The following is a 24,173-nucleotide window of genomic DNA, read 5'->3' as shown; positions in this document are numbered from 1 at the left end:
CAAACATTCAAAAGGGTATCGGTATTCGAAGACGACGCAGGAATTTATCAAAGGCAAAACCTACCCTTACGGCAACTGGTGAGGCTAGAAACTCACGTTTAACACCATGGATGGCAATAAATGAAATTTGGCAAACGTTTCTTTCTTTCACTCTTGCTTGCGGTTGCAGGCTGCCACTCAGCCGGATCTATAACTCCGGAAGAAACCGGTGAGATGCCTTATGGACTATGGGGCTTTGCATTTTTTACGCCGAAAGCGCTCCCGGCCCTCGTAACTTATGTTGGCATTATTGATGATAAAAATATTCTCTACTCTTTCAGAACGCTTGATTGGGTTCAAGAAGACCTTTCGAGCATAGGCCATTGGGATAATCGCTATATGCGTTTCGCGCAATTTAACAAAGCTCGCCATCCACCGGTGGCCATGCTTTTTTGCTGGGATTCTATTATCGATAAAAAAACCTACGAGACGCATATTATTTTCCCGGCGTCTATGAGGGAACAAATGAACACCTCAACGGGCCTCGACTGGCTTGGTAAGGAGGCCTGGTACAGTACCATTCTGTTTGGTCTGGCTCCCGAGGGTAAGGTCAAAGTCTGGTTACAAAACAGTGGCGGGGGAGACAACCTGCCAGTAGAGCCTAAAAAAATCACAACGCTGTCAGGCGATAAACTGGATGGTTGCAAAGGCATTACTAAACATTCAAAAGGATATCGTTATTCGAAGACGACGCAGGAATTTATCAAAGACAAAACCTACCCTTACGGCAACTGGTGAGGCTGTGAACTCACGTTTAACTCCATGGATGGCAATAAATGAAATCTGGCAAACGGGTTTTTCTTTTACTCTTACTTGTAGTTGCAGGCTGCCACTCGGCTGGATCTCTAACTCCGGAAGAAACCGGTGAAATGCCTTATGGGCTATGGGAGTTTGCATTTTTTACGCCGAAAGCACTTCCGGCCCTCGTGACATATGTCGGCATTATCGATGATAAAAATATTCTCTACTCATTCAGAACGCTGGACAGTACCCAGGATAGCTGGGTCACAGTTGGCACATGGAGTAATAAGGTAAGACGGCATGCACAATTCAACAAAGCCCGCCATCCCCCTGTCGCTATGCTGTTTTGCTGGGACTCAACAATCGATAAAAAAACGTATGAAACGCGCATTATATTTCCTGAATCACTTAGGAGCAGAATGAGTGTTTCGACAGGAGTTGATCGCTATGGCGAAAAAGCATGGTATGACACTCTATTGTTTGGGCTTGCGCCTGGGGGGAAGGTAAAGGTCTGGTTGCAAAATACTGTTGGGGGTAATGGGACTATCCCAGTAGAGCCTAAAAAAATCACAACGCTGTCAGGCGACAAACTGGATGGTTGCAAAGGCATCACCAAACATTCAAAAGGGTATCGGTATTCGAAGACGACGCAGGAATTTATCAAAGGCAAAACCTACCCTTACGGCAACTGGTGAGGCTAGAAACTCACGTTTAACACCATGGATGGCAATAAATGAAATCTGGCAAACGGTTCTTTCTTTCACTCTTACTTGCAATTGCAGGCTGCCACTCGGCTGGATATATAACCCCGGAAGAAACCGGTGAAATGCCTTATGGGCTATGGGGATTTGTGTTTTTTACGCCGAAAGCGCTTCCGGCTTTTGTCAATTATGTTGGCATCATCGATGATAAAAAAGTTCTCTACTCATTTAGAACGCTTGATCGGGTTGAGGATAATGCTTCAAGCATCGGGTTATGGAATAACCGCTACATGAATTTCGCGCAATTTAACAAAGCGCGCCATCCACCGGTGGCTATGCTTTTTTGCTGGGATTCTATTATCGATAAAAAAACCTATGAAACGCGTATTATTTTCCCGGCGTCCATGAGGGAACAAATGAACACCTCAACCGGCTTGGACTGGCTTGGTAAGGAGGCCTGGTACAGTACAATTCTTTTTGGTCTGGCTCCCGAGGGTAAGGTCAAAGTCTGGTTACAAAACAGTGGCGGGGGCGACAACCTGCCGGTAGAACCTAAAAAAATCACAACGCTGTCAGGCGATAAACTTGAGGGATGTAAAGGGATAAGTCGACTTGATATGTCTTACAAAATTCCGGAGGGATACGATCAGGATACTAAAGACTTCATCAAAGGCAAATCCTACCCTTACGGCAACTGGTGAGGCTGTGAACTCACGTTTAACACCATGGATGGTAGATTAAGATATGCGGATGACGGCGGTTCCACATTCCATACACATGGAAGCCATGTCTGCGTAGGCTGCTTTAACAAATGTGTTTCCAGCATTCTGGCGAACTCCGATGAACCGCTCACCGGACGTGTCAACGACACTCCCATGAAAGAGCCAGAAGTGATCGCAGTGACAATGGCGTCTGTGTTATTGCGCGTGGCGGATATTTCGCTGCTCAATTAATCGTTTTTTATGGCGAATAAACATTCATGCAGTCGAACGCGGAAGTCACTACATAATAGCCGTCAATAAGTTCATCTCTTAATACGAAGATGCATATAAATCTGCGATATCATAGTTGTAATAGCTTATATTTTAAAAAAGACTCTTTAAGAAAATATAAGCAATTGCTTTTTTACCTTTACATCAAATGGTTGAACCATTTTTATTATTGTCTGAATATTACATCCTGTAATTGGATATATATACTTCTGGCTATTTGTACGTTTTAATCCTTGTAATGATAATTTTCGGTTTTTGAATGATGGTCAAGGATTTAAAATGGCATGGAAACCAAGTTTGCTCACCACCCTTATCTCGTGCTCAATTTTTAATACACATGCAGGTTTGATGCGAGAAGATGTATCAGTACAGGACTATCGGGACTTCGCTGAAAACTTGGGGAAATATACCCCGGGAGCTGAAAACATCGAAGTTTTTAAAACGGATGGAACCTCTGCCGGATTACTTAATTTTCCCATTCCCGATTTTAGTTCGACGGATGACACGGCTGTTGCGACGCTGGTCTCGCCTTCTCATATTGTCAGCGTTGCCCACAATGGCGGCTATAAGTCAGTCAAATATGGAAATGCTGCGAAATACTCTTATAGCTATAAAATTATCAGCAGAAATGAGGACCCTTCAGGAAAGGACTTTCATGCTCCGCGCTTAAATAAAGTTGTTACTGATGCAGCGCCTGCACCTATGGTCGTACCCAATGATGCGCGTAAAGACCATGAGAGATATAAATATTTTGCCCGTGTGGGTTCAGGGACTCAAAGCCAGGTGGATGCCTCAACGCAAAAGGAGCATCAATATGCCTCGGCTTATAAATGGAAAAGCGTCGGGACTATCGTTGACCCTGTTTTTGAAAACTGGAGGCTAAGATGGACCGATTATGGCCCAACGGATTCACGCGTTCAGCCGTTTAGTAGTGCGGTAAAAGCAGGTGACAGCGGAAGCCCACTGTTTGTTTATGACAGTCTCGAGAAACAGTGGAAATTATATGGTGTTGCTACTTCTTTCTCTGGCTCGGTACCCTATCAGTTTGTCAGCTATGCACTTGATCTACAGACCGCATTTCTGCAATCCGTAATAGCTGCAACCACGGATCCTGATGTCACTGATATTTCTGCTGATGGCGATATCCATTGGGGTGCTACAGGATTAACCCAGGGAAATTCGCAATGGCAATGGCACGGTCTGGAGTATGCGTTGCCTACCCAGGCGACCAATGATGAATTGAACACGACACATGACCTACGTTTCAATGGAGAAGGTGGGCTTATTGTGCTGGATTCGTCGGTGAATCTTGGTGCCGGGAAACTTCAGTTTTCCAATGATTATCGTGTCGTATCAGCGGCAGATAAAAACGCAACCTGGGTTGGCGGTGGTATTGAAGTGGACGCCGGGAAAACCGTTGACTGGGAAGTGAATGGACTTGAGGGCGATAACCTCCACAAAATTGGCGAAGGTACGCTGTATGTTAATGCCACAGGCGTTAACGGCGGTGGATTGAGAGTGGGTGACGGTACCGTGGTACTGGCGCAACAGGCTGATCAGAATAATCAGCGTCAGGCGTTTTCCTCGATCACGTTAGTGAGTGGCCGTCCCGTTGTACAGCTTGGTGATGAGGACCAAATTACAGGGGATAAGATCTTTTTTGGTACGCGCGGCGGGATGCTTGATCTCAATGGCTACGATATGTCCTTCGCGGAGATCAATCATAACGATTCGGGAGCCATTATCGCTAACACTAATGATGCCAACCCATCGACGCTCACGTTGAACAATACCAGTACGCAGGCTTTTGTTGGTCACTTAGGCTCAGCGGAACACCCGGATGCACTCAACGTTAACTTTGCTCCGGTGGGAGCGAACAGCTGGAACTTTGCCGGTGGAGCTGAAATTAACGATATGACGCTGCAGGGTGGAACCGCAATCTTCAGTGGACGCCCAACGCCCCATGCCGCTGGTATTGTGTTCAGCGATGATTGGATCAGCGAAAGTTACTTCGTCAATCATCTCCAGGTTGAAAGCGATGCGCATTTCATTCTCAATGAACATGCTTCGCTAAATGGTCGGGTGGCACTTGCTGAATGCGCCGATATGTTAATGACCGGCAAAACACATTTCGTCGGTGATATTGAAATTGCTAAGTCGGCGAAACTGGTTGTCGACAATGATCCATCAGCACTGTCGAGCACCGATGGTTCAGCGGACAGCTGGCTTAATGGCAGCATTACAGGGGACGGTTCGTTAGAAAAATACGGCAGCGATACCTTGTTCTGGACGGGTGAAAATAGCCTGACTGGAGGGGTGAGTGTATATGAAGGGACGCTGAATTTTGCGGGTAGCGTCGATTCTGATATGAAGCTGTTTGATGGTACTACGCTGACGGGAAATGCCGCCGTTAATAATCTTACGCTGGGCGATTACGTCACTCTACGTCCCTTTACTGAGTCAAATTCAGGCGTGTTATTGGCCACGAATTTTACGGCTGCATCTCAAACCGTTAAAGGTGATTTTGTGGCCGGGAATGATACCCACCTGTTTTTGCGTAGCCATATGGATGAGCAGCAACAAGTCAGCGACACCTTATTGATTTCAGGAAATGTTGATACGGCGAATGCCGTTACGATACATGTTGATTTGTCCGGTGATGGTTACATGACGGACGTTAATGGCAGCGGAATCGCAGGCTCGACCGAAGGTATTTCCCTTGTGCAGGTTGGGGGGACATCGACTAAAGGTAGTTTTGAGCTGGAACACGGTTACGTTGCAAATGGTCCCTGGCAGTATTCTCTCTATGCATTTGCACCAGGAAAAAGTGATGAAGAGGGGCGGCTGGTGAGTGGTACGGGTAATCAGTACTGGGATTATCGTCTGGAAAGTCGCTATTTGACTGAGGGTGATGAACCCGTAACTCCCGATCCGGACCCGATTCCGGACCCTGACCCGATTCCGGACCCTGACCCGATTCCAGATCCCGACACGACTCCGGACACAGACCCGATTCCAGATCCTGACCCGGCTCCTGACACGGACCCGATTCCAGACCCTACACCGGCTCCGGACACAGACCCGATCCCGGATCCCATTCCAGACGAGCCTGGCAACGTAACGCCAGACCCCGTTGACCCAGTCAAACCGGGCAGGCTGGCCGTGGTACCGCAAGTTCCGTCCTACTTGTCGCTGCCCTCAGCGCTATTAAGTTATAACAGCCGGGTAAATCAGACTTTCCATAATTTGGCGCAAACCTCGACCCTGGCAGGGAAAGAGAGCGAGCATTATCCCGTCTGGATCGAGTACATCAATGGTGAGGATCGCTATCATTCATCGTTAGGATTTACTGACTACGGTTATGATTATACGAATAAAGAGCAAGGCTGGTTGCTGGGTGGGAAAGTGATGCACCTGGGTAACGACGAGCAATATCTGACGTGGAATATGGCTATTTCTAACGCCGATTTAACCGTGACGCCAGATGCCAAAGACGGTAACAGCGAAGGCAATTATACGACCTATGGCCTGACATCACTGCTTACCTTCCGTCACCAGAGTGGCTGGACATTCGATTTTGGTGCAGACGTCACGAAATACGATGGCGATGTGTCGACTGATGCGCGTGGGAAAGTAGCCGATATCGATGCTTATTCCTGGAGTAGCACGCTGGAAACCAGCTATCCGTTTACCTTGGATGAACATGAAATCGCTCCGGTGCTCGGGGCGGGTGTCCAGGTATTAAAGGTGGATGATTTTACCGATATCGACGGCAATGAAGTTCACTATGGCAATATTGTCCGTCCGACTGGCCAGGCGGGGGCGCGTTATCGCTACAAACTTCGAAATAGCGCGATAGGTAACATGATGCTGTATGCCAACGCTTATCTGACCAAAGATTTCAGTAATACACCAGATGTATGGATTGGTAGCGCGAGAAATCATGCCGTGTCATCGACGTTTGACATGGGAAAACCGGGCAGTTCAGCGAGTATTGATGTTGGCATTATCAGTGAGGTAACACCGCTCATTTCGATTAATACGGGTTTCCAGTATCAGCAGAGGCTAAGCAGCAACGATGAAGGGATCAGTTCGTGGCAGGGCAATGTTGGCGTAAGAGTGACCTTCTAATCGAATGTTATTAATGCCATATCATCACGCTGCCAGGTTAGCCTGATGCGAGTCATCGACACAACCCGCCTTTCGGCGGGTTTTTTTGGACGTGGGTCGGAGTGCGTACAGTCGAGGTTTTAAGTTATCGCCAGAGTGGCCGCCTCCCGTACGTCATGTTTTAATTCCCCATCGGAGAGGTTAATCCCAACACTTAAAAATGACTTTGCTATCAAGCGCTGCTTAATATTTAACCTTGAACTGCAGGCCCAAATGCGGCTATCCTTTGTCGCGACGAACCCCTCGTCATTTCTGGAGCACATAACGAAAAATGAACAATCACGACTGATGAATTTCGATCCTTGCTAAACGCTTGTGCGTCGGCAGGGGATGTTTTGATTTCATTCAGGAGTGCTTATGGCTCATTTTTGTGCGCAATCCCCCTCTTTTATTTTGCATCAGGTCACCTGTCAGTTTGCGACGGGCGATACCCTTTTGGGTCCGCTGAATTTAGCGCTGGAACCGTCGCTTTGTGCGCTGGTCGGGCGTAACGGCAGCGGCAAAACACGCCTGTTACGTCTGCTGGCCGGGCTGGACTCACCGACGAGTGGTCATATCGAGCGTCGCGCGTCGCATGTTTACGTCGCGCAGCAGCATGATATTTCTGCGCAGACCACCCTGGCGGAACTGCTTGGCTACGACGACATCTTCGCGGCCCGCCGACGCATCGACAGCGGTGACTATCAGCCAGACGATCTGGAACGTCTCGACGGTTACTGGGACTTAGCTGAACGGTTAACCGCAGCGTTTCTCACGGCCAATCTTCCTCCTTTTGATCCCGAAAACCTCGCGTCTTCCCTTAGCGGCGGCGAACGCGTGCGGGCTTTGCTGTGCGGGGCTTTTACCGCTAATGCCGATTATCTGCTGCTTGATGAGCCGACGAACCACCTCGACAGGCAGGGGCGTGAATGGTTTTACGCCCAGCTCGCGCGTTGTGGCTGCGGCGTGATGGTCGCGACTCACGATCGCGAATTACTGGCGCTGGTGCCGCGCATACTGGAACTTAGCGGTACCGGGCTGCGCGTTTATGGCGGCAATTACGACGACTATCAACGCCAGCGGGATGCCGAACAGCAGGCGGCGCGTGCGGCGCTGGACCATGCTGCCACAGAGCGCAAACGCACCCGCGCCCGTATGCACAAAGAGCATGACGCCAGCCAGCGGCGGTCGGCGCAAACGCTGCGCACGGTTGATTCCATGAACATCGCCTCCTTTGAACGGATTAAATATAAAATGGCGGCGAAAGAGCGGCCCGGTACGTGGCGCAAGCAGCATCATGAACAAACTGACGCCCTGAATACTGCCGTAAAACAGGCGCGTGAGCGGGTGGAGGAAGAGAATCCGGTGATGTTTACCCTGCCGGGCAGTCGCATTGCCGAGGGCAAACAGGCGATCGTCCTGCAGGAGCTGGTTCTTCCGTACGTGAACATGCCCCCTGTTAACTGGCGCATGGACGGTCCGATGCGCGTGGCGCTACGCGGGCCAAACGGCTGCGGGAAATCGACATTATTGAAGATTATTCTCGGTGAGCTGGAACCTGTTTCAGGAACCTGTCGCGTGTCGGTGCAAAGTGCGTATCTCGATCAGCACCTGTCGCAGCTGGATCTTACACAGTCCGTCATGACGCATCTCAACCTGCATGACACGCCGCTGGAAGAGGGCGTGCTGCGCAGTCGTCTGGCGCAGCTTCAATTGGGTGCGGATAAAGTCTCCCTGCCGCTGAGGGAGCTGAGCGGCGGCGAGCGTCTGAAAGCGGCGTTGGCGTGCGTCCTTTGGCGGGAAGAGGCTACTCAACTGCTGCTGCTGGATGAACCGACGAACCATCTGGATTTGGCGTCTGTACAGGCGATTGAAGCGGCGCTGGCCGGTTTTCCCGGTGCGCTGCTGGTGGTGTCCCACGATCAGGCTTTCCTTAATGGACTCCAGCTGACCCATGAGATGGTGTGGGATGAGAAAGGATGGTGTTGTGAACGGCTCTAGAATACAAACCCCCGCAATTGCGGGGGCGATAAGATGAACGTCTTACTGCGTACTGACTGTTCGAGCGACCTGAATCATGCGCATCAGTTTCAGCTCGGTCGTGGAGGGTTTTACACGTTTTGATTCCCACTCATGGACCAAGGCCACACTGACGCCCATCTCTCGGGCGAAATCATCAATTTTTAACCCTGTCCCTTTGCGTAATCGCTCAAATTCAGTAAAGGGATTCGTCTTTTGGGACGGGGTAACGGTCTGCGATAAATCTTTAAAAACAATTTGTTCCAGGCTGCTTAACAGCTCAAGCATAGGATCTTTAGATTCCATTAAGAACTCCTCTTAAATCACACAGCGGGATCGTGAACATCAGAGAGCCAATTAAGGATAGCCTCAAAAGAGTGCAAAAGATTGTCACGTCTGTGATTAATCGTGCGGTAACGATCGCCTTATTCGTTTCAGCAAAAGAGAGCGTGACGCTAATTGCCTGATTAATCGAAACAGGCTTTGCGCAGTATTTTTTTGTAAATCGTAAGAAATAAACCGGCAATAGCCGTTTTGCATGAAAAGAGTATCCTGACGGCCTGACCTGGACTATCCTAATCAGCGTCGGGCACGCGTGTGCCGGTGTGCGTTTTTTGGGTGAAAGGAGTATTAAAATGGCGACAGGAAAGTCCTGCTCTCGCTGGTTTGCGCCTATTGCGGCGTTGTTGATGGTAGTTAGCCTGAGTGGGTGTTTCGATAAAGAAGGCGATCAGCGTAAAGCGTTTATCGATTTTCTACAAAATACCGTGATGCGCAGTGGCGAGCATCTGCCGACGCTGACTGCGGATCAGAAAAAACAGTTTGGTCCCTTCGTTTCCGATTACGCCATCCTTTATGGTTATTCACAGCAGGTGAATCAGGCGATGGACTCCGGTTTGCGTCCGGTTGTGGACAGCGTTAACGCAATCCGCGTTCCACAGGACTATATGACTCAGCGTGAACCGTTGCGCCAGTCTAATGGTGCGCTCGGGGTGCTGAGCCAGCAGCTACAGAATGCGAAAATGCAGGCTGATGCGGCGCGTTCTGCGCTGAAACAGGGTGAAGATCTGAAACCTGTGTTTGATCAGGTGTACGAGAAAGTTGTCACCAAACCATCAGATGCGATGCAGCCGCTGATCCCAGCCGCGCAGATCTTTAGCCAGCAGCTGGTGCAGGTGGGCGATTTTATCTCCCAGCAGGGGACGCAGGTGAGCTTTGTCTCTAACGGCATTCAGTTCCCAACGTCTCAGCAAGCCAGCCAGTACAACACGCTGATTGGGCCGCTTGCCTCTCAGCACCAGGCCTTTAGCCAGGCGTGGAGCGCGGCAGTCACCGCGACGGAATAAAAGAAAACCCCGCCTGGTGCGGGGTTTTTTACAAGCTGATAAAAATAATGCTTGTCATTCATCTACCACATCGGTATAACTATTCCTGTCGGTTTGTTACACAGACCTAAAGCAGTTTAGTTAAGTAGTCCAGATGAGTTATCCAAAGATACCTTCGTAGTGACCCTTCCTTCATCGCTTAAAAATCTGTAACACATTCCATCATCGCGCCGGAAGGCAAAACGTATTTTAAAAAGGTAATTTCTATGTCTGGTAAAATGACTGGTCTGGTAAAATGGTTCAACGCTGATAAAGGCTTCGGCTTCATCACTCCTGACGATGGCTCTAAAGATGTATTCGTACACTTCTCTGCTATCCAGAACGAAGGCTACAAATCTTTGGACGAAGGTCAGAAAGTTTCCTTCACCATCGAAAGCGGCGCTAAAGGCCCAGCAGCTGGTAACGTTGTAAGCCTGTAAGCTTCCAACTCAGCAGCACAAGAATTTAAAAACCCGCCTCTGGCGGGTTTTTTTCGTTTCAGGCTTTGTGATTATTTTACCTGCGGGTTCACGCAGTTCTTCTCAACTTTCCCGTTCAGCGCATCGATCAGGTTATCCACCGCCGTGGAAGCCATATTGTATCGCGTCTCATGAGTGGCCGAACCGATATGCGGCAGCGCAACCACGTTTGGTAATGTCAGCAGCGGCGAATCAATCGGCAGCGGCTCCTGCTCGAACACATCCAGACCCGCCGCGTGGATCTCACCCTGTTGCAAGGCTTCAATCAACGCCTTCTCATCCACCACTGGCCCACGGCCTGCGTTGATGAAAATGGCCGTTTTTTTCATTTTCTCAAACTCAGCTTTACCGATAAGATGATGCGTCTCATCCGTCAGCGGCAGGATCAGGCAGACATAATCCGCTTCCTGCAGCAGCGTATCTAACTCACAGTAACGGCCATTGAAACGCTCTTCAGCTTCTTTATGCTGACGGCGTGCATTGTAGAGAATCGGCATGTTAAAGCCGAAATGCGCGCGCTGAGCCAGCGCCAGCCCGATCCGGCCCATGCCGACAATCCCCAGCGTTTTGCCGTGAACGTCCACACCAAACCAGTCGGGACCGATGCTTTTAGTCCATTCGCCTGCTTTCACGCGCTCAGCCACTTCCACAACGCGACGAGCGGTGCTCAACACCAGCGCCATCAGCGTATCCGCAACCGTCTCGGTGAGTGCGGTTGGCGTGTGCATCAGCAGAACATTGCGTGCGTTAAGCGCCTCGACGTCAAAGTTGTCGTAGCCGACAGAGATCGTCGAAGTCGCACGAAGCTTCGGCATTTTCTCCAGCAATGCGCTATCCACTTTTTCGCTTGAGCCCAGCAGCCCCTCCGCGCTGGCAAAGGCTTCCGCGTGCTGCGCCACGGTCTCCTGGCTCAGGTTTTTCACCTGCGTGACGGTGAAATGTTCCTCAAGACGTTTGTGTAGATCGTCGGGCAGTGCTTTATACAAAATGACGGACGGCTTCATGCTAATCTCCGTTGATTTTAAAAGGTTCAGGCGTGACGTGCGCCAGCAGGAATTTGTTGATTATTAGCAGGCTTAACAATCAAAGTAAGCCACACTGAAGCGAAAAGTGCCACCCCCATAAATATGTACGAGGCCGACGGGCTGCCGGTGGCGCCGTTGAGATAGCCAACAAACCACGAGCCGAAGAACGAACCTAACGCTCCCATGCTGTTGATCAGCGCCATCGCGCCACCGGCTACGTTACGCGGTAGCATTTCCGGGATGATGGCAAAGAACGGACCATATGGCGCGTACATGGCCGCGCCAGCGATCACCAGCAGCGTGTAAGAGACCCAGAAGTGATTTGCGCCTACCGCCCATGAACCGATAAAGGCGAACGCGGCAATCAACAGCAGCGGCCAGACGAATAATTTACGGTTTTGCAGCTTATCCGAGGCCCACGACACCACGATCATCGCGATCGTTGCCGCCAGATACGGCACCGATGACAGCCAGCCCACTTCCACCATGCCGAGGTTTTCGCCGCCGCTGCGAATAATCGACGGCAGCCACAGCACAAAACCGTACACCCCGATGCTCCACGCGAAATATTGCATACACAGCAGGATAACGTTGCGCGAACGGAAAGCCTCACCGTAGTTACGCACCGCTTTCAGCCCCTGCTGTTCTTTATCCAGCTCGGCCTGCAGCGCGGCTTTTTCACTGGTGGAAAGCCAGGTCGCCTGCGACGGTTTATCTTTCACCAGCACCAACCAGCAGAATGCCCAGATGATCGCCGGGAATCCTTCGATGATGAACATGTGACGCCAGCCGAATGACTGAATCAGATAACCCGAAACCACGGACATCCACAGTACCGTCACCGGGTTACCGAGGATCAGGAACGTATTGGCGCGTGAGCGTTCAGATTTGGTAAACCAGTTGCTGATGTAAATCAGCATCGCAGGCATCACGGCCGCTTCGACGACGCCGAGAATAAAGCGAATGGCGGCCAGAGCCGGGATATTATTGACCATCCCGGTGAGGGATGCGCAGGCGCCCCACAAAATCAGGCAGACAAAGATCAGTTTGCGCACGCTGCGGCGCTCGGCGTAAATCGCTCCAGGGATCTGGAAGAAGAAATAGCCAAGGAAGAACAGGGCGCCTAACAGGGACGAGACGCCTTTGGTGATCCCCAAATCTTCGGTGATCCCTGCGGCAGACGCGAAGCTGAAGTTCGCGCGATCAAGGTACGCCAGGCTGTACGTGATAAACACGATAGGCATGATGTACCACCAGCGTTTAACTGCATTGGTCGATGTGTTCATGGGCTTGCCTCTGTTGTTGAGGTTTATACCGCCGTTGTCTGTAGGGTACACGGTGGCTGATTATTGTTACTCGGACAGTTGTGCGCGGGTCGGCAATCCTTCGCTGTCGCCTTGCACCTGAATGGCCAGCGATCCGATCTTATTCCCGCGTGCGACGGCCTGTTGTAGCGTTTTGCCTTCCAGCAGGGCGCTAATCACCCCGACTGCGAATCCATCTCCTGCGCCGACGGTGTCGACAACGTTATCGACTTTCACCGCAGCGACAGCACCTTTGTCGCCGCTGGCGGTTTTGAACCAGGCTCCGTCAGCGCCAGTTTTCAGCACCACGGCCTGCACGCCGTGCGCCAGATAAAAATCGGCGATCCCTTCCGGGGTTTTCTGCCCGGTGAGGATCATGCCTTCTTTAAGACCGGGCAGAACCCAGTTTGCCTGGAAGGCCAGGTGATTGAGCTTTTCAACCATCTCGGCTTCGCTTTTCCACAGCACCGGGCGCAGGTTCGGATCGAAAGAGATCGTCTTACCCTGGGCTTTCAGGGTACTGGCCGCGTGATCGAGCAGATCGTATGAGCTGGCCGATAGCGCCGCTGCGACGCCACTTAAATGCAGATGCCGCGCTGAAGAGAAGTAAGCAGGATGAAAATCTTGCGTGGAAAGATGGCTGGCGGCGGAACCTTTGCGGAAATACTCCACAATGGGATCGGTTCCATTTTCGACTTTAGATTTGAGCTGAAAGCCGGTCGCGAAACGGTTGTCGAGAGTGACGCCCGCCGCGTCGATCCCCTCTTTTTTCAGCGAATCCAACACAAAGTGGCCAAAACTGTCGTCGCCCACGCGGCTGACCCAGCCAACGTTGAGTCCCAGGCGCGCCAGGCCGGTTGCTACGTTCAGCTCTGCGCCGGCAACGCGTTTGATAAAGTGTTCAACCGAGCGCAGCTCGCCCGTTTCCGTGGCCACAAACATGGCCATGGCTTCACCGATGGTGATGACGTCCAGAGAATCAGACATGGCGTGTCTCCTCACGCAGCAGATTGACGTAATGGCGGGTGACCGCCGCTAAATCTGGCCCTTCCAGCGGGAATTCAATGCCGCGAGGGGCGTCGGCCGGAAGCTGGTTCAGCAGATCCATCCAGCGGGCATCGGCGTTATCCGGTGGGATAGCGCGGAAGTGTTGGTGATGCGGGACAGCGGCTTTGACATGGATATAGCTCACCGCCGGAGCCAGATGGCGCGCGGCCTCTTCAGGCGATTCGCCAACCCACAGCCAGTTTCCGGTATCGAAGGTGAGGGTGACAGGCAGTTCCATCACCCGGCAGGCCGCCTTGAAACGCTGCATTGGCGCAAGCTGTCCGCAGTCGGTCTGATCATTTTCCACTACCAGCGTCATCCCGCTTTCCAGCAGCAGTTCGCGTAAGGCTACAAGGGGCTGTTTATCGCGGAAATGACCCAGCGAGACCTTCAGCCACAGGGCGTTGAGGGTGCTGGCTTCTGCGAGATAGCGCGGCAGATCCGGGTTCAGTGTGCCATCTGGCATCAGTAACGCGGCGGGGGCGGAGTAACAGGCGAACAAACCGAGCAGTTCGATAGACTGAGCCAATGTCGGCAACGCCTGTAGCTCCTCATCATTAAACAGCTCCCGGCGGATCTCGACGCCGTCGGCTCCCCCGGCGGCAATGACCGGTAATATGGCCCGCTGGCCGCCCACCTGACGGACGTGATCTGCGCCATACGCGGCGGTGACGACGATGATTTTCCTGCCCATTGGCTGACTCCCATTCATAGCTGATAAGTATTACGCTAGATGGAACCGGTTCCAAAGAAAAGGTCAGGATGTTGAATTTATGATCGTCATCACGAAGGGGGTTAACGCGACGTCGAGCCGCGTACGATCAGCTCACCGGAGAAGACCTGCTCGCGCACGGTGTCGGTAATGCCTTCGATGCGGCGCACCACCTGCTCGACGGCGGCGTAGCCAATCTGCCAGGTCGGTTGTTTGAGGGTAGTAATACCAACCCCTGCCAGCTCGGCCCATTCGAGTTCGTCGAATCCGAGCAGACCAATATCGCTGCCCCAGTTCAGGCCAATACGTTTGAGGGATCGGGCCACCTGCAACGTGAGCGCGCCGTTGGCGGAAATGACCGCTTTGCGCATCCCGCGATGACGGGTATGGAACTGGCGCAGGGTATTATCCAGTTGATCGGCTTCGTGCAGCGGAATTTCGGCATTCTCGGCGATCACGCCAGGATAACGCGCCAGGGTGGCGCGAAATGCGCTGAGACGGTCGCGGCGGGTATTCACCATGCCCAGCGGCTCGCTCATGAACAAAATCGCTTCGAAACCTTGCTCGATCAGGTGCTCTGTTGCCGTTGTGGCGGCCTGAGTGTTGTCCAGTCCTACCACGTCGCAGGCGAATTCCGGGATTTTGCGATCAATCAGCACCATCGGCAGGGACGACTGTTGCAGGCGGTTAAGCCCCTCTTCGCGCATCCCCACGGCATTGACCACGATGCCTTCGACCTGGTAGCTGCGCAGCAGGTCAAGGTAGTGCAGCTCCTGGTCCACTTCGTTGTTGGTGTTACACACCAGCGGGGTGAAGCCCTTTTCGCGGCACGCGGCTTCGATGCCACTGAGCACGTTGACGGAGTAGGGGTTGGTGATGTCGGCAATGATCAGACCGATGAGGCGAGTGCGACCATGCTTCAGGCCGCGAGCCATCAGGCTTGGGCGGTAATCCAGTTCGGCGATGGCTTGTTCAATACGGGCCAGCAGCGCGTCGGAAAGCAGATGTTTCTCGCCATTAAGATAGCGCGAAATACTGGTTTTTCCGGTTTTGGCGGCTTTCGCCACGTCGCTGATGGTGGGCCGTGCTGATTTGCTCATCGCTGATTCCCTTAAGATTAGTGAGAACACCTTAGCGGGAAAATCAACGATGGCAAGCGCTTCATGCCGGATGGCGCAGCCGCCACCCGGCATTTCAATTACTGAATGGGGCTTAATGTGATCTCAACGCGGCGGTTCTGCGCTTTGCCTTCTGCCGTGCTGTTGCTGGCAATTGGATTCGCCGGGCCCATGCCGCTGGTGCGGATGCGGTTTGCGGCAACGCCCTGAGTGATCAGCGAGCTGGCGACGGAATCCGCGCGCTGCTGAGACAGACGCATGTTCAGATCCTGGCTCCCGGTGCTGTCGGTGTAGCCAATAACGTTAACGGCTGTTTTGCTGTACTCTTTGAGCACCGTTGCCACGCCGGTCAGCGTGTTGGCTCCCGCCGGTTTCAGCGTTGCGCTGCTGCTATCGAAGGTCACGTTGTTTGGCATGTTCAGTATGATGTTGTCGCCACTTCGCGTCACGCTCACGCCCGTTCCCTGCATTTTGTCGCGCAGTTTTGCTTCTTGCACATCCATGTAATATCCTACGCCGCCGCCCAATGCGGCACCCGCTGCAGCACCGATCAGCGCGCCTTTGCCGCGATCTTTCTTCGAGGAAGAGAGTGCGCCAACGCCTGCGCCGACCAATGAGCCAATACCCGCGCCAATGCCGGATTTGCCCGCTTCACGTTCGCCGGTGTAAGGGTTGGTTGTGCAGCCAGAAACCGCCAGTGCTCCACTGACCAGAGCCGCAATGACAAGTACGCGTTTATTCATCTTATTTCCTTAATCCTTTTTATTCTTTGCCACGAAGCGTGTGGCGGTTGATTATGACGCCCTAAGAGGAAGAAAATTCCAGGGCTAACTCTGAAATTTGTGTCCAAATCTTAAATAGCCTCAAAGAAGGCCGTCATACCTGCAACAGACAAACCCAGGAGCGCACGCTTGACCACTTCAATAAAAACGATTCTGACCGCCGCCCACTGGGGCCCGATGCTGGTTGAAACCGATGGCGAGAATGTCCTGTCCTCGCGCGGGGCGCTGCCAACGCAGCACCCTAATTCGTTACAAACTGTGGTGCGCGATCAGGTGCACAGCAAAACTCGCGTGCGCTGGCCGATGGTGCGTAAGGGTTTTCTGGCCTCGCCGGATAATCCGCAGGGTACGCGCGGGCAGGATGAGTTCGTTCGGGTGAGCTGGGATGATGCGCTGGCGTTGATCCATACGCAGCACAAACGTATTCGTGAGACCCATGGCCCGGCGTCTATATTTGCGGGTTCTTATGGCTGGCGTTCGAACGGTGTGCTGCACAAAGCGGCGACGCTCCTGCAGCGCTATATGAGCCTGGCGGGTGGCTACACCGGGCATCTCGGTGATTACTCAACCGGTGCGGCGCAGGCGATCATGCCGTACGTTGTCGGCGGAAATGAGGTTTATCAGCAGCAGACCAGCTGGCCGCTGGTGCTGGAGCATACGGATGTGGTGGTGCTGTGGAGCGCCAATCCACTCAACACGCTCAAAATCGCGTGGAACGCGAGCGATGAGCAGGGGATTCCCTATTTCGATGCGCTGCGTAAAAGCGGTAAACGCCTGATCTGTATTGATCCGATGCGCTCCGAAACCGTCGATTTCTTCGGCGATAGCGTCGAGTGGCTAGCCCCGCACATGGGGACCGACGTCGCGATGATGCTGGGTATCGCCCATACGCTGGTGGAAAACGGCTGGCACGACCAGGCGTTTCTCGCCCGTTGCACAACCGGGTATGACAAATTCGCTGACTACCTGACGGGCAAAACCGACGGAATCGCCAAAACCGCCGAGTGGGCGGCGGACATTTGCGGCATTGATGCGGCGAAAATCCGCGAACTGGCAGCACTGTTCCACGAAAATACCACCATGCTGATGTCCGGCTGGGGAATGCAGCGCCAGCAGTTTGGCGAGCAGAAACACTGGATGCTGGTGACCCTGGCGGCGATGCTGGGCCAGATTGGTACGCCGGGCGGCGGCTTTGGTTTGTCGTATCACTTTGCTAACGGCGGAAACCCGACCCGTCGCGCTGCGGTTCTGGCCTCGATGCAGGGTTCCGTGCAAGATGGAATTGATGCGGTAGATAAAATCCCGGTGGCGCGCATCGTCGAAGCGCTGGAAAATCCCGGTGGTTTCTACCAGCATAACGGCCTGGATCGCCACTTCCCGGATATCCGTTTTGTCTGGTGGGCGGGCGGTGCAAACTTCACCCATCATCAGGATACCAACCGACTGATCCGCGCCTGGCAAAAGCCGGAGCTGGTGGTGATTTCCGAATGCTTCTGGACGGCGGCAGCCAAACACGCCGATATCGTTCTGCCAGCGACCACCTCCTTTGAGCGTAACGATCTCACCATGACCGGCGACTACAGCAATCAGCACATGGTGCCGATGAAGCGCGTCGTTGCGCCGCGCGATGAAGCCCGGGATGACTTTGAGGTTTTTGCGGAGCTGAGCGAACGCTGGGAAGAGGGCGGTCGCGAGCGTTTCACCGAAGGGAAATCCGATCTCGAGTGGCTTGAGACGTTTTACCAGATTGCCGCGCAGCGCGGTGCCGCTCAGGGGGTAACATTGCCGCCGTTTGCCCAGTTCTGGGAAGCGAATGAGATCGTCGAAATGCCGGAGAGTGAGCAGAACGCGCAGTTTGTTCGCTTCGCGGACTTCCGCCGCGACCCACAATCTCATCCGCTGAAAACCGAAAGCGGCAAAATTGAGATCTACTCGCAACGTATCGCCAGCTTTAACTATGCCGACTGCCCACCACACCCGATGTGGCTGGAGCCGGATGAGTGGCACGGCAATGCGCAGCCAACACAGTTGCAGGTGCTCTCTGCGCACCCGGCGCACCGTCTGCACAGCCAGCTGAACTATTCGTCCCTGCGCGAACAGTACGCCGTGGCCGGACGCGAGCCGATCACGCTGCATACCCTTGATGCGAAAGCGCGCGGAATTGCCAATGGCGATGTGGTGCGCGTCTGGAACGCTCGCGGGCAGGTGCTGGCCGGGGCGGTGGTGAGTGAGGGCATTAAACCGGGCGTGATCTGTATCCACCAGGGGGCGTGGCCGGATCTGGAACTCACGGCAGGCGGGATTTGCAAAAACGGCGCGGTGAACGTGCTCACCAAAGATCTCCCCAGCTCGAAGCTGGGGAACGGGTGCGCGGGGAACACGGCGCTGGCGTGGGTGGAGAAATATCAGGGCCCTGAGCTGACGCTTACGGCGTTTGATCCGCCTGCCAGCTCATAATCCACGTCGGGTGTTGAGTCTCTTCTTGCCAGGCGCTGTCTTCAATGCGAAAACCCTGAGCATGGTAGAAATTCACCGCCCGACTGTTTTTCTGGTAAACCTCAAGACTGAGATAGGGGAACTGCTGCTGCACGTGGTGGATCAGCGCGTGGCCGATCCCTCTCCCCGCATGAGCGGTGGCGACAAAGAGCGCGCCGATAAACTGCGACTCCATCACGCTGATAAAACCACGCACCTCGCCTTCCTCTTCCCATACCCAGGTTTCTGCACCGGGGAGATAGGTGTCGCGTACCAGCGGTTCACTCTCTATCCAGTATTGAGCGTCGATAAACGGGTGCGCCTCGGTGGTGCTTTCAAGCCATAAACTGAGCAGCGGCGCAGTGTTTTCACTTTGCCATTTGCGAATCATGTTGGCCTCCTGGGTGGCAAAAACAGCCCGTGATATGATCGTTCACCAGACCGCAGGCCTGCATAAATGAGTAGCAAATCGTGGTGCCAACAAATTTGAAACCACGCTTTTTCAGTGCCTTAGACAGGGCATCGGAGGCGGACGTGGAGGTCGGGATTTCACCCATCGTCGCGGCCTGTGTCACCTGCGGCGTGTTGTCGACAAACGACCAGACAAAATCGGAGAAAGGCTCGCCACTTTCGGCCATCGCCAGGTACGCTTTTGCGTTGCCAATAATGGCCTGAATTTTCCCGCGATGCCGGATAATACTGGCATCCAGCACCAGCCGTTCGACGTCTTCCTCAGTCATGGCGGCCACCGCAACGGGATCGAACTGATGGAAGGCGTTGCGATAGTTTTCCCGTTTTTTTAGCACCGTAATCCACGATAAACCTGCCTGCTGGCCTTCCAGGCAGATCATCTCAAAGAGCTTTTTACCGTCGGTCTCCGGCACGCCCCATTCTTTATCGTGATAGTCGATATAGAGCTGATCCTGGCTTACCCATCCGCAACGTTGCATTGGTTTTCATCCTTAATGATTTAACCCGTAAAAAAATCAACCCACCTGGCTTGACGTGTGCCTCAAAAAGACAATATTTAATTAAGGGCTTTGCCCTCATACCTCTTTCTAACAATGACAAATATCGCCGAATTCGGCTCTTTCTGGAGTCGCTTTGATGATGATAAAAATAATCAGTGGTCGCCATGCTGTTACTGGCCTGGCGGGAGTCTCTGTCTGTTTGTTTTTTTGTAGCACAGCTTACGCCTGGCAACAGGAATATATCGTTTCGGATGCGCAAAATAATACGACCGAACGCTATACATGGGACGCCGATCACCAACCGCGTTATGACGATATTCTCGCGGAGCGTATTCGTTCTTCCCAGAACGTTCCGGGGCTGGCGTTGAACATGCCGGAAAATTATCCTGCGGAATCTGACAGTACCCTGTCGCTGAGCCTGACGATTCCGGTGACGCAGAAGGTGACCACGGGGCCGGTTGCCGCGTGGCATTACGACGGTTCGTCGCCCATGGCTTACAACGAATACGGTGACAATGGCAGCCAGTCGCTTACCGACCCGCTGTGGCATGCCAGCGTGAGTACGCTCGGCTGGCGCGTCGACACGCGCGTGGGCGGTCTTCGGCCATGGGCGCAGATTAGCTACAACCAGCAGTTTGGCGATAATCAGTGGAAGCCGCAGTCGGGGATGAGTCGCCTGCCGGCCTCCATGCAGTACGACAACTGGATGGATGTGACCGTGGGTGCCGACGTGCTGTTGTACCCGCATATGGCCGCGTACGCCTCTTTGTCTCAGGCGGATAACACCATGACCGGCGCGGATTATTTATATACCCTGGGTGTGAGCGCCAGATTTTAATATTGTTATTTAATTCAACCTTGCTGTAACATCTTAAATACAAGAATGGCCGTGCTTGTGGCGATAGCGGGCACTAACAAACTCGTTATCTTTCGCCCGGCAAGGTCATTCATTCCTGATTCCAGGCATTTCATTCCGTCTCCACTGCATTTCATGCCGTTTTCCCCCAGGCCTTTTGAGGTTTTGTTTATCGTTGTCTGCAGCGAATTCCTTTAATTTCTCTTGCAGGACAACTGCCATGAACACATCAACATACAACCGCACTCGTTGGCTGACCCTATTTGGCACCATCGTGACGCAATTTGCGTTGGGATCGGTTTATACCTGGAGCCTGTTTAACAGCGCGCTCTCTGACAAACTCGGCGCGCCGGTGAGCCAGGTGGCGTTCTCGTTCGGCTTGCTGAGCCTGGGGCTGGCGTTGTCCTCGTCTATTGCCGGGAAATTGCAGGAACGTTTTGGCGTGAAACGCGTGACCATGGCCTCGGGCATCCTGCTGGGCGTCGGCTTCTTCCTGACGGCGCACTCCAGCAACCTGATGATGCTCTGGCTGAGCGCCGGGGTGCTGGTGGGGCTGGCAGATGGCGCGGGCTACCTGCTGACCCTGTCGAACTGCGTGAAGTGGTTCCCGGAGCGTAAAGGCTTAATCTCAGCTTTCTCCATTGGCTCTTATGGTCTGGGTAGTCTCGGGTTTAAATTTATCGATTCGCACCTGCTTGCCTCCGTGGGCCTGGAAAAGACCTTTATGATCTGGGGCGCTATCGTGCTGGTGATGATTCTGTTCGGCGCGACGCTGATGAAAGATGCCCCGATGCAGGAAGTGAAAACCGTTAACGGCGTTGTGGAAAATGACTTCACGCTGGCGCAGTCCATGCGCAAACCACAGTACTGGATGCTGGCGGTTATGTTCCTGACGGCCTGCATGAGCGGTCTGTATGTGATTGGCGTGGCGAAAGATATTGCCCAGGGGATGGTGAAACTGGATGCGATGACTGCGGCGAATGCGGTAACCGTGATTTCCATTGCCAACCTGTCTGGTCGTCTGGTGCTGGGTATTCTCTCCGACAAAATCGCCCGTATCCGTGTGATTACGCTGGGGCAGGTGATCTCGCTGGTTGGTATGGCGGCCCTGCTGTTTGCGCCACTGAATGAGATGACCTTCTTCGCGGCGATTGCCTGCGTGGCCTTCAATTTTGGCGGCACCATTACCGTGTTCCCGTCACTGGTGAGCGAGTTCTTTGGCCTGAATAATCTGGCGAAGAATTACGGGGTGATTTACTTAGGCTTCGGTATCGGCAGCATTTGCGGGTCCCTCATCGCCTCGCTGTTCGGCGGCTTCTATGTCACCTTCTGTGTCATCTTCGCCCTGCTGATTATCTCACTGGCGCTCTCGACTACGATTCGCCAGCCGCAGCGGCAGGTATTTAACGAAGCGCATGCGTGATGACTGACTGAAAAGGCTGGATTTTCCGGCCTTTTCTTTTATTACTTAGCTGAGCGTTCCTTGACCCAATCTGCTTTCGAACTTGATTTTTTGTAAATATCTACTGCAATCACACTCTCTGCTGCCACTTTTTCCTGTCGCTGTGGTCTACTTACCACGCTTTAGACGTTTCTGATAACGATCCCCTGAGCGAATATCTACTCTGTTCACTTTTACAGCTAAAAGTGGATGGCGTGACTGTCCCTTTTTTCGGGTAGCCTGCATGAAATACATTAAATCGATGACGCAACAAAAGCTGAGCTTTTTGCTGGCGTTGTACATCGGCCTGTTTATGAATGGCGCTGTTTTTTTCCGTCGGTTTGACGGGTTCGCGCAAGACTTTACCGCCTGGAAAGGAATCGCAGCGGTTGTTGAGTTGGTTGGTACCGTTCTGGTTACCTTTTTCTTATTACGTCTCCTCTCACTGTTTGGACGCCGCATCTGGCGCGTTCTGGCATCTCTGGTGGTGCTCTGCTCGGCAGGTGCCAGCTATTACATGACTTTTATGAACGTGGTTATTGGCTATGGCATTATTGCCTCAGTCATGACGACGGATATCGATCTCTCGAAAGAGGTGGTCGGCCTGCACTTTATCCTGTGGCTGGTGGGCGTCAGTGCGCTGCCGCTGCTGCTCATCTGGAGTAACCGCTGCCGCTATACCCTGCTGCGTCAGATGCGCACGCCAGGGCAACGCGTCCGAAGCGTCGCGGTGGTACTGCTGGCGGGGCTGATGGTCTGGGGCCCGATTCGTCTGCTTGAAGTGAAGCAGAAGAGTGACGAACGTACTTCTGGCGTGGATTTGCCGAGCTACGGCGGCGTGGTGGCGAACTCCTATCTGCCCTCTAACTGGATTTCCGCGCTGGGCCTCTACGCCTGGGCGCAGGTGGATGAGTCTTCCGATAATAAATCTCTGCTCAATCCGGCGAAGCAGTTCACCTACGAAGCGCCTAAAGATATCGACGATACCTATGTGGTCTTTATCATCGGTGAAACGACGCGCTGGGATCATATGGGGATTTTAGGCTACGACCGCGATACGACACCGAAACTGGCGCAGGAGAAGAACCTGATCGCTTATCGGGGCTACTCATGTGATACGGCGACCAAGCTGTCGCTGCGCTGCATGTTTGTTCGCGAGGGCGGGGCGGATGATAACCCGCAGCGTACCCTGAAAGAGCAGAACGTCTTCTCGGTGCTGCATCAGCTTGGATTCAGTTCTGATCTCTATGCGATGCAGAGCGAGATGTGGTTCTACAGCAACACGATGGCGCAGAACATTGCCTATCGTGAGCAGATCGGTGCTGAGCCGCGTAACCGCGGGAAGAGCGTTGACGATATGCTGCTCATCGATGAGATGAAAGGCTCGCTGAGCAACAATCAGGATGGGAAGCATATGATCATCCTGCATACCAAAGGCTCGCACTTTAACTACACCCAGCGTTACCCGCGCAGCTTTGCCAAATGGACGCCGGAGTGTGTGGGCGTAGACAAAGACTGCACCAAAGAGCAGCTGATTAACTCTTACGATAACTCGGTGATGTACGTGGATCACTTTATCGAGAGCGTGATTGACCAGGTACGCGACAAGAAAGCGATTGTTTTCTATGCCGCCGACCACGGTGAGTCGATCAACGAGTATGAGCACCTGCACGGTACGCCGCGCAAGATGGCGCCACCGGAGCAGTTCCGCGTGCCGATGATGGTGTGGATGTCGGATAAATATCTGGAAAACCCGGATAAAGAGAAGATGTTCCAGCACCTGAAACAGCAGGCTGAGATGAAGGTGCCTCGCCGTCACGTTGAGCTGTATGACACCATCATGGGTTGTCTCGGCTATACCTCGCCAGACGGCGGGATTAATGAGAACAACAACTGGTGCCATATCCCTGATGGCCCGGCGAAAGCCACTAAGTAACCGAGCTGGCGAGTTTCTCGCC

General features: G+C 53.1%; 21 protein-coding genes. 12 read left to right on the top strand and 9 right to left on the bottom strand.

Annotated elements, in window-relative coordinates; translation table 11 throughout:
- Window positions 1-120 precede the first annotated feature (120 nt).
- The 6 genes from F153LOC_RS21045 (at window position 121) to F153LOC_RS21025 (ending at window position 8,623) form a co-directional block, all read left to right on the top strand.
- On the top strand, window positions 121-777 hold the full coding sequence (locus F153LOC_RS21045; RefSeq protein WP_102105812.1) for a DUF2931 family protein: 657 nt from the start codon (window positions 121-123) through the stop codon (window positions 775-777).
- A 38-nt stretch (window positions 778-815) separates the two neighbouring features.
- Complete coding sequence (locus F153LOC_RS21040; RefSeq protein WP_102110581.1) at window positions 816-1,475, top strand: DUF2931 family protein; 660 nt, start codon at window positions 816-818, stop codon at window positions 1,473-1,475.
- A 38-nt stretch (window positions 1,476-1,513) separates the two neighbouring features.
- Window positions 1,514-2,182, top strand: coding sequence for a DUF2931 family protein (locus F153LOC_RS21035; protein WP_102110580.1), 669 nt, complete (start codon window positions 1,514-1,516; stop codon window positions 2,180-2,182).
- Window positions 2,183-2,206: 24 nt separating this feature from the next.
- The gene (locus F153LOC_RS21570) at window positions 2,207-2,434 is read left to right on the top strand and encodes a hypothetical protein (protein WP_146003482.1); all 228 of its coding nucleotides are present in this window, start codon (window positions 2,207-2,209) and stop codon (window positions 2,432-2,434) included.
- Window positions 2,435-2,752: 318 nt separating this feature from the next.
- Window positions 2,753-6,604 (top strand): S6 family peptidase, encoded by a 3,852-nt coding sequence (locus F153LOC_RS21030; RefSeq protein ID WP_102105021.1) that lies wholly within the window; start codon window positions 2,753-2,755, stop codon window positions 6,602-6,604.
- 396 nt (window positions 6,605-7,000) lie between these two features.
- Window positions 7,001-8,623, top strand: coding sequence for an ABC-F family ATP-binding cassette domain-containing protein (locus F153LOC_RS21025; RefSeq protein ID WP_102105020.1), 1,623 nt, complete (start codon window positions 7,001-7,003; stop codon window positions 8,621-8,623).
- Window positions 8,624-8,665: 42 nt separating this feature from the next.
- Here F153LOC_RS21025 and F153LOC_RS21020 read toward each other — a convergent pair whose 3' ends face one another.
- Window positions 8,666-8,947, bottom strand: a complete 282-nt coding sequence (locus F153LOC_RS21020; RefSeq protein WP_100778131.1) for an HTH-type transcriptional regulator — start codon at window positions 8,945-8,947, stop codon at window positions 8,666-8,668.
- A gap of 329 nt (window positions 8,948-9,276) precedes the next feature.
- On the opposite strand from F153LOC_RS21020, the gene F153LOC_RS21015 reads away from it, so the two are divergent.
- Window positions 9,277-9,987 carry a DUF3053 domain-containing protein gene (locus F153LOC_RS21015; protein WP_100778130.1) on the top strand — a complete coding sequence of 237 codons (711 nt, stop codon included), beginning with the start codon at window positions 9,277-9,279 and terminating at the stop codon, window positions 9,985-9,987.
- A 245-nt stretch (window positions 9,988-10,232) separates the two neighbouring features.
- Window positions 10,233-10,445, top strand: coding sequence for an RNA chaperone/antiterminator CspA (gene cspA / locus F153LOC_RS21010; protein ID WP_006177792.1), 213 nt, complete (start codon window positions 10,233-10,235; stop codon window positions 10,443-10,445).
- Between the two features lie 71 nt (window positions 10,446-10,516).
- Here the strand turns inward: cspA and ghrB are convergent, their stop codons facing one another.
- The 6 genes from ghrB to F153LOC_RS20980 all read right to left on the bottom strand — a co-directional run bounded on the left by ghrB (window position 10,517) and on the right by F153LOC_RS20980 (window position 16,433).
- Complete coding sequence (gene ghrB / locus F153LOC_RS21005; protein ID WP_102105019.1) at window positions 10,517-11,488, bottom strand: glyoxylate/hydroxypyruvate reductase GhrB; 972 nt, start codon at window positions 11,486-11,488, stop codon at window positions 10,517-10,519.
- A 26-nt stretch (window positions 11,489-11,514) separates the two neighbouring features.
- Entirely contained in the window at window positions 11,515-12,795 is a 1,281-nt protein-coding gene (locus tag F153LOC_RS21000; protein ID WP_102105018.1) for an MFS transporter, read from the bottom strand.
- Window positions 12,796-12,861: 66 nt separating this feature from the next.
- A complete protein-coding gene (locus tag F153LOC_RS20995) occupies window positions 12,862-13,800 on the bottom strand; it encodes a sugar kinase (RefSeq protein WP_102105017.1) in 939 nt (312 codons plus the stop codon).
- Window positions 13,793-14,554 (bottom strand): sugar phosphate isomerase/epimerase, encoded by a 762-nt coding sequence (locus F153LOC_RS20990; RefSeq protein WP_102105016.1) that lies wholly within the window; start codon window positions 14,552-14,554, stop codon window positions 13,793-13,795. The genes F153LOC_RS20995 and F153LOC_RS20990 overlap by 8 nt, the downstream gene beginning before the upstream one ends.
- A 101-nt stretch (window positions 14,555-14,655) precedes the next feature.
- Window positions 14,656-15,672 (bottom strand): LacI family DNA-binding transcriptional regulator, encoded by a 1,017-nt coding sequence (locus F153LOC_RS20985; protein WP_102105015.1) that lies wholly within the window; start codon window positions 15,670-15,672, stop codon window positions 14,656-14,658.
- 98 nt (window positions 15,673-15,770) lie between these two features.
- Entirely contained in the window at window positions 15,771-16,433 is a 663-nt protein-coding gene (locus F153LOC_RS20980) for an OmpA family lipoprotein (RefSeq protein ID WP_100778124.1), read from the bottom strand.
- Window positions 16,434-16,649: 216 nt separating this feature from the next.
- Between F153LOC_RS20980 and F153LOC_RS20975 the strand changes: the two genes are divergently transcribed.
- The gene (locus F153LOC_RS20975) at window positions 16,650-18,929 is read left to right on the top strand and encodes a molybdopterin guanine dinucleotide-containing S/N-oxide reductase (protein ID WP_233210365.1); all 2,280 of its coding nucleotides are present in this window, start codon (window positions 16,650-16,652) and stop codon (window positions 18,927-18,929) included.
- Here F153LOC_RS20975 and F153LOC_RS20970 read toward each other — a convergent pair.
- Window positions 18,898-19,338 carry an N-acetyltransferase gene (locus F153LOC_RS20970; RefSeq protein WP_102105013.1) on the bottom strand — a complete coding sequence of 147 codons (441 nt, stop codon included), beginning with the start codon at window positions 19,336-19,338 and terminating at the stop codon, window positions 18,898-18,900. The genes F153LOC_RS20975 and F153LOC_RS20970 overlap by 32 nt on opposite strands.
- Window positions 19,316-19,897, bottom strand: coding sequence for a DNA-3-methyladenine glycosylase I (gene tag / locus F153LOC_RS20965; protein WP_102105012.1), 582 nt, complete (start codon window positions 19,895-19,897; stop codon window positions 19,316-19,318). The genes F153LOC_RS20970 and tag overlap by 23 nt, the downstream gene beginning before the upstream one ends.
- A 157-nt stretch (window positions 19,898-20,054) precedes the next feature.
- On the opposite strand from tag, the gene F153LOC_RS20960 reads away from it, so the two are divergent.
- The 3 genes from F153LOC_RS20960 to eptB all read left to right on the top strand — a co-directional run bounded on the left by F153LOC_RS20960 (window position 20,055) and on the right by eptB (window position 24,151).
- Window positions 20,055-20,756: an autotransporter domain-containing protein gene (locus F153LOC_RS20960; RefSeq protein ID WP_102105011.1), complete on the top strand. Its 702-nt coding sequence runs from the start codon at window positions 20,055-20,057 to the stop codon at window positions 20,754-20,756.
- Between the two features lie 238 nt (window positions 20,757-20,994).
- Window positions 20,995-22,197 carry an MFS transporter gene (locus F153LOC_RS20955; protein ID WP_100778119.1) on the top strand — a complete coding sequence of 401 codons (1,203 nt, stop codon included), beginning with the start codon at window positions 20,995-20,997 and terminating at the stop codon, window positions 22,195-22,197.
- Window positions 22,198-22,459: 262 nt separating this feature from the next.
- Complete coding sequence (gene eptB, locus F153LOC_RS20950; protein WP_100778118.1) at window positions 22,460-24,151, top strand: kdo(2)-lipid A phosphoethanolamine 7''-transferase; 1,692 nt, start codon at window positions 22,460-22,462, stop codon at window positions 24,149-24,151.
- Window positions 24,152-24,173: the final 22 nt, after the last annotated feature.

It is taken from the genome of Lelliottia sp. F153 (genome assembly GCF_002870005.1).
Taxonomy (GTDB): Bacteria; Pseudomonadota; Gammaproteobacteria; order Enterobacterales; family Enterobacteriaceae; genus Enterobacter; species Enterobacter nimipressuralis.
Note: the sequence above shows the minus strand (reverse complement) of the source record. Positions and strands in the feature narration are given on the sequence as shown.

What these genes read in the sequence shown, in the direction of transcription:
- F153LOC_RS21020 (WP_100778131.1), bottom strand. Translation starts at nt 8,947, where the DNA reads ATGGAATCTAAAGATCCTATGCTTGAGCTGTTAAGCAGCCTGGAACAA.
- F153LOC_RS21025 (WP_102105020.1), top strand. Translation starts at nt 7,001, where the DNA reads ATGGCTCATTTTTGTGCGCAATCCCCCTCTTTTATTTTGCATCAGGTC.
- F153LOC_RS20990 (WP_102105016.1), bottom strand. Translation starts at nt 14,554, where the DNA reads ATGGGCAGGAAAATCATCGTCGTCACCGCCGCGTATGGCGCAGATCAC.
- F153LOC_RS21035 (WP_102110580.1), top strand. Translation starts at nt 1,514, where the DNA reads ATGAAATCTGGCAAACGGTTCTTTCTTTCACTCTTACTTGCAATTGCA.
- F153LOC_RS20995 (WP_102105017.1), bottom strand. Translation starts at nt 13,800, where the DNA reads ATGTCTGATTCTCTGGACGTCATCACCATCGGTGAAGCCATGGCCATG.
- F153LOC_RS20970 (WP_102105013.1), bottom strand. Translation starts at nt 19,338, where the DNA reads ATGATTCGCAAATGGCAAAGTGAAAACACTGCGCCGCTGCTCAGTTTA.
- F153LOC_RS20975 (WP_233210365.1), top strand. Translation starts at nt 16,650, where the DNA reads ATGCTGGTTGAAACCGATGGCGAGAATGTCCTGTCCTCGCGCGGGGCG.
- F153LOC_RS20960 (WP_102105011.1), top strand. Translation starts at nt 20,055, where the DNA reads ATGATGATAAAAATAATCAGTGGTCGCCATGCTGTTACTGGCCTGGCG.
- F153LOC_RS21570 (WP_146003482.1), top strand. Translation starts at nt 2,207, where the DNA reads ATGGATGGTAGATTAAGATATGCGGATGACGGCGGTTCCACATTCCAT.
- F153LOC_RS21030 (WP_102105021.1), top strand. Translation starts at nt 2,753, where the DNA reads ATGGCATGGAAACCAAGTTTGCTCACCACCCTTATCTCGTGCTCAATT.
- F153LOC_RS21000 (WP_102105018.1), bottom strand. Translation starts at nt 12,795, where the DNA reads ATGAACACATCGACCAATGCAGTTAAACGCTGGTGGTACATCATGCCT.
- eptB (WP_100778118.1), top strand. Translation starts at nt 22,460, where the DNA reads ATGAAATACATTAAATCGATGACGCAACAAAAGCTGAGCTTTTTGCTG.
- ghrB (WP_102105019.1), bottom strand. Translation starts at nt 11,488, where the DNA reads ATGAAGCCGTCCGTCATTTTGTATAAAGCACTGCCCGACGATCTACAC.
- F153LOC_RS21045 (WP_102105812.1), top strand. Translation starts at nt 121, where the DNA reads ATGAAATTTGGCAAACGTTTCTTTCTTTCACTCTTGCTTGCGGTTGCA.
- F153LOC_RS21040 (WP_102110581.1), top strand. Translation starts at nt 816, where the DNA reads ATGAAATCTGGCAAACGGGTTTTTCTTTTACTCTTACTTGTAGTTGCA.
- cspA (WP_006177792.1), top strand. Translation starts at nt 10,233, where the DNA reads ATGTCTGGTAAAATGACTGGTCTGGTAAAATGGTTCAACGCTGATAAA.
- tag (WP_102105012.1), bottom strand. Translation starts at nt 19,897, where the DNA reads ATGCAACGTTGCGGATGGGTAAGCCAGGATCAGCTCTATATCGACTAT.
- F153LOC_RS20955 (WP_100778119.1), top strand. Translation starts at nt 20,995, where the DNA reads ATGAACACATCAACATACAACCGCACTCGTTGGCTGACCCTATTTGGC.
- F153LOC_RS20980 (WP_100778124.1), bottom strand. Translation starts at nt 16,433, where the DNA reads ATGAATAAACGCGTACTTGTCATTGCGGCTCTGGTCAGTGGAGCACTG.
- F153LOC_RS20985 (WP_102105015.1), bottom strand. Translation starts at nt 15,672, where the DNA reads ATGAGCAAATCAGCACGGCCCACCATCAGCGACGTGGCGAAAGCCGCC.
- F153LOC_RS21015 (WP_100778130.1), top strand. Translation starts at nt 9,277, where the DNA reads ATGGCGACAGGAAAGTCCTGCTCTCGCTGGTTTGCGCCTATTGCGGCG.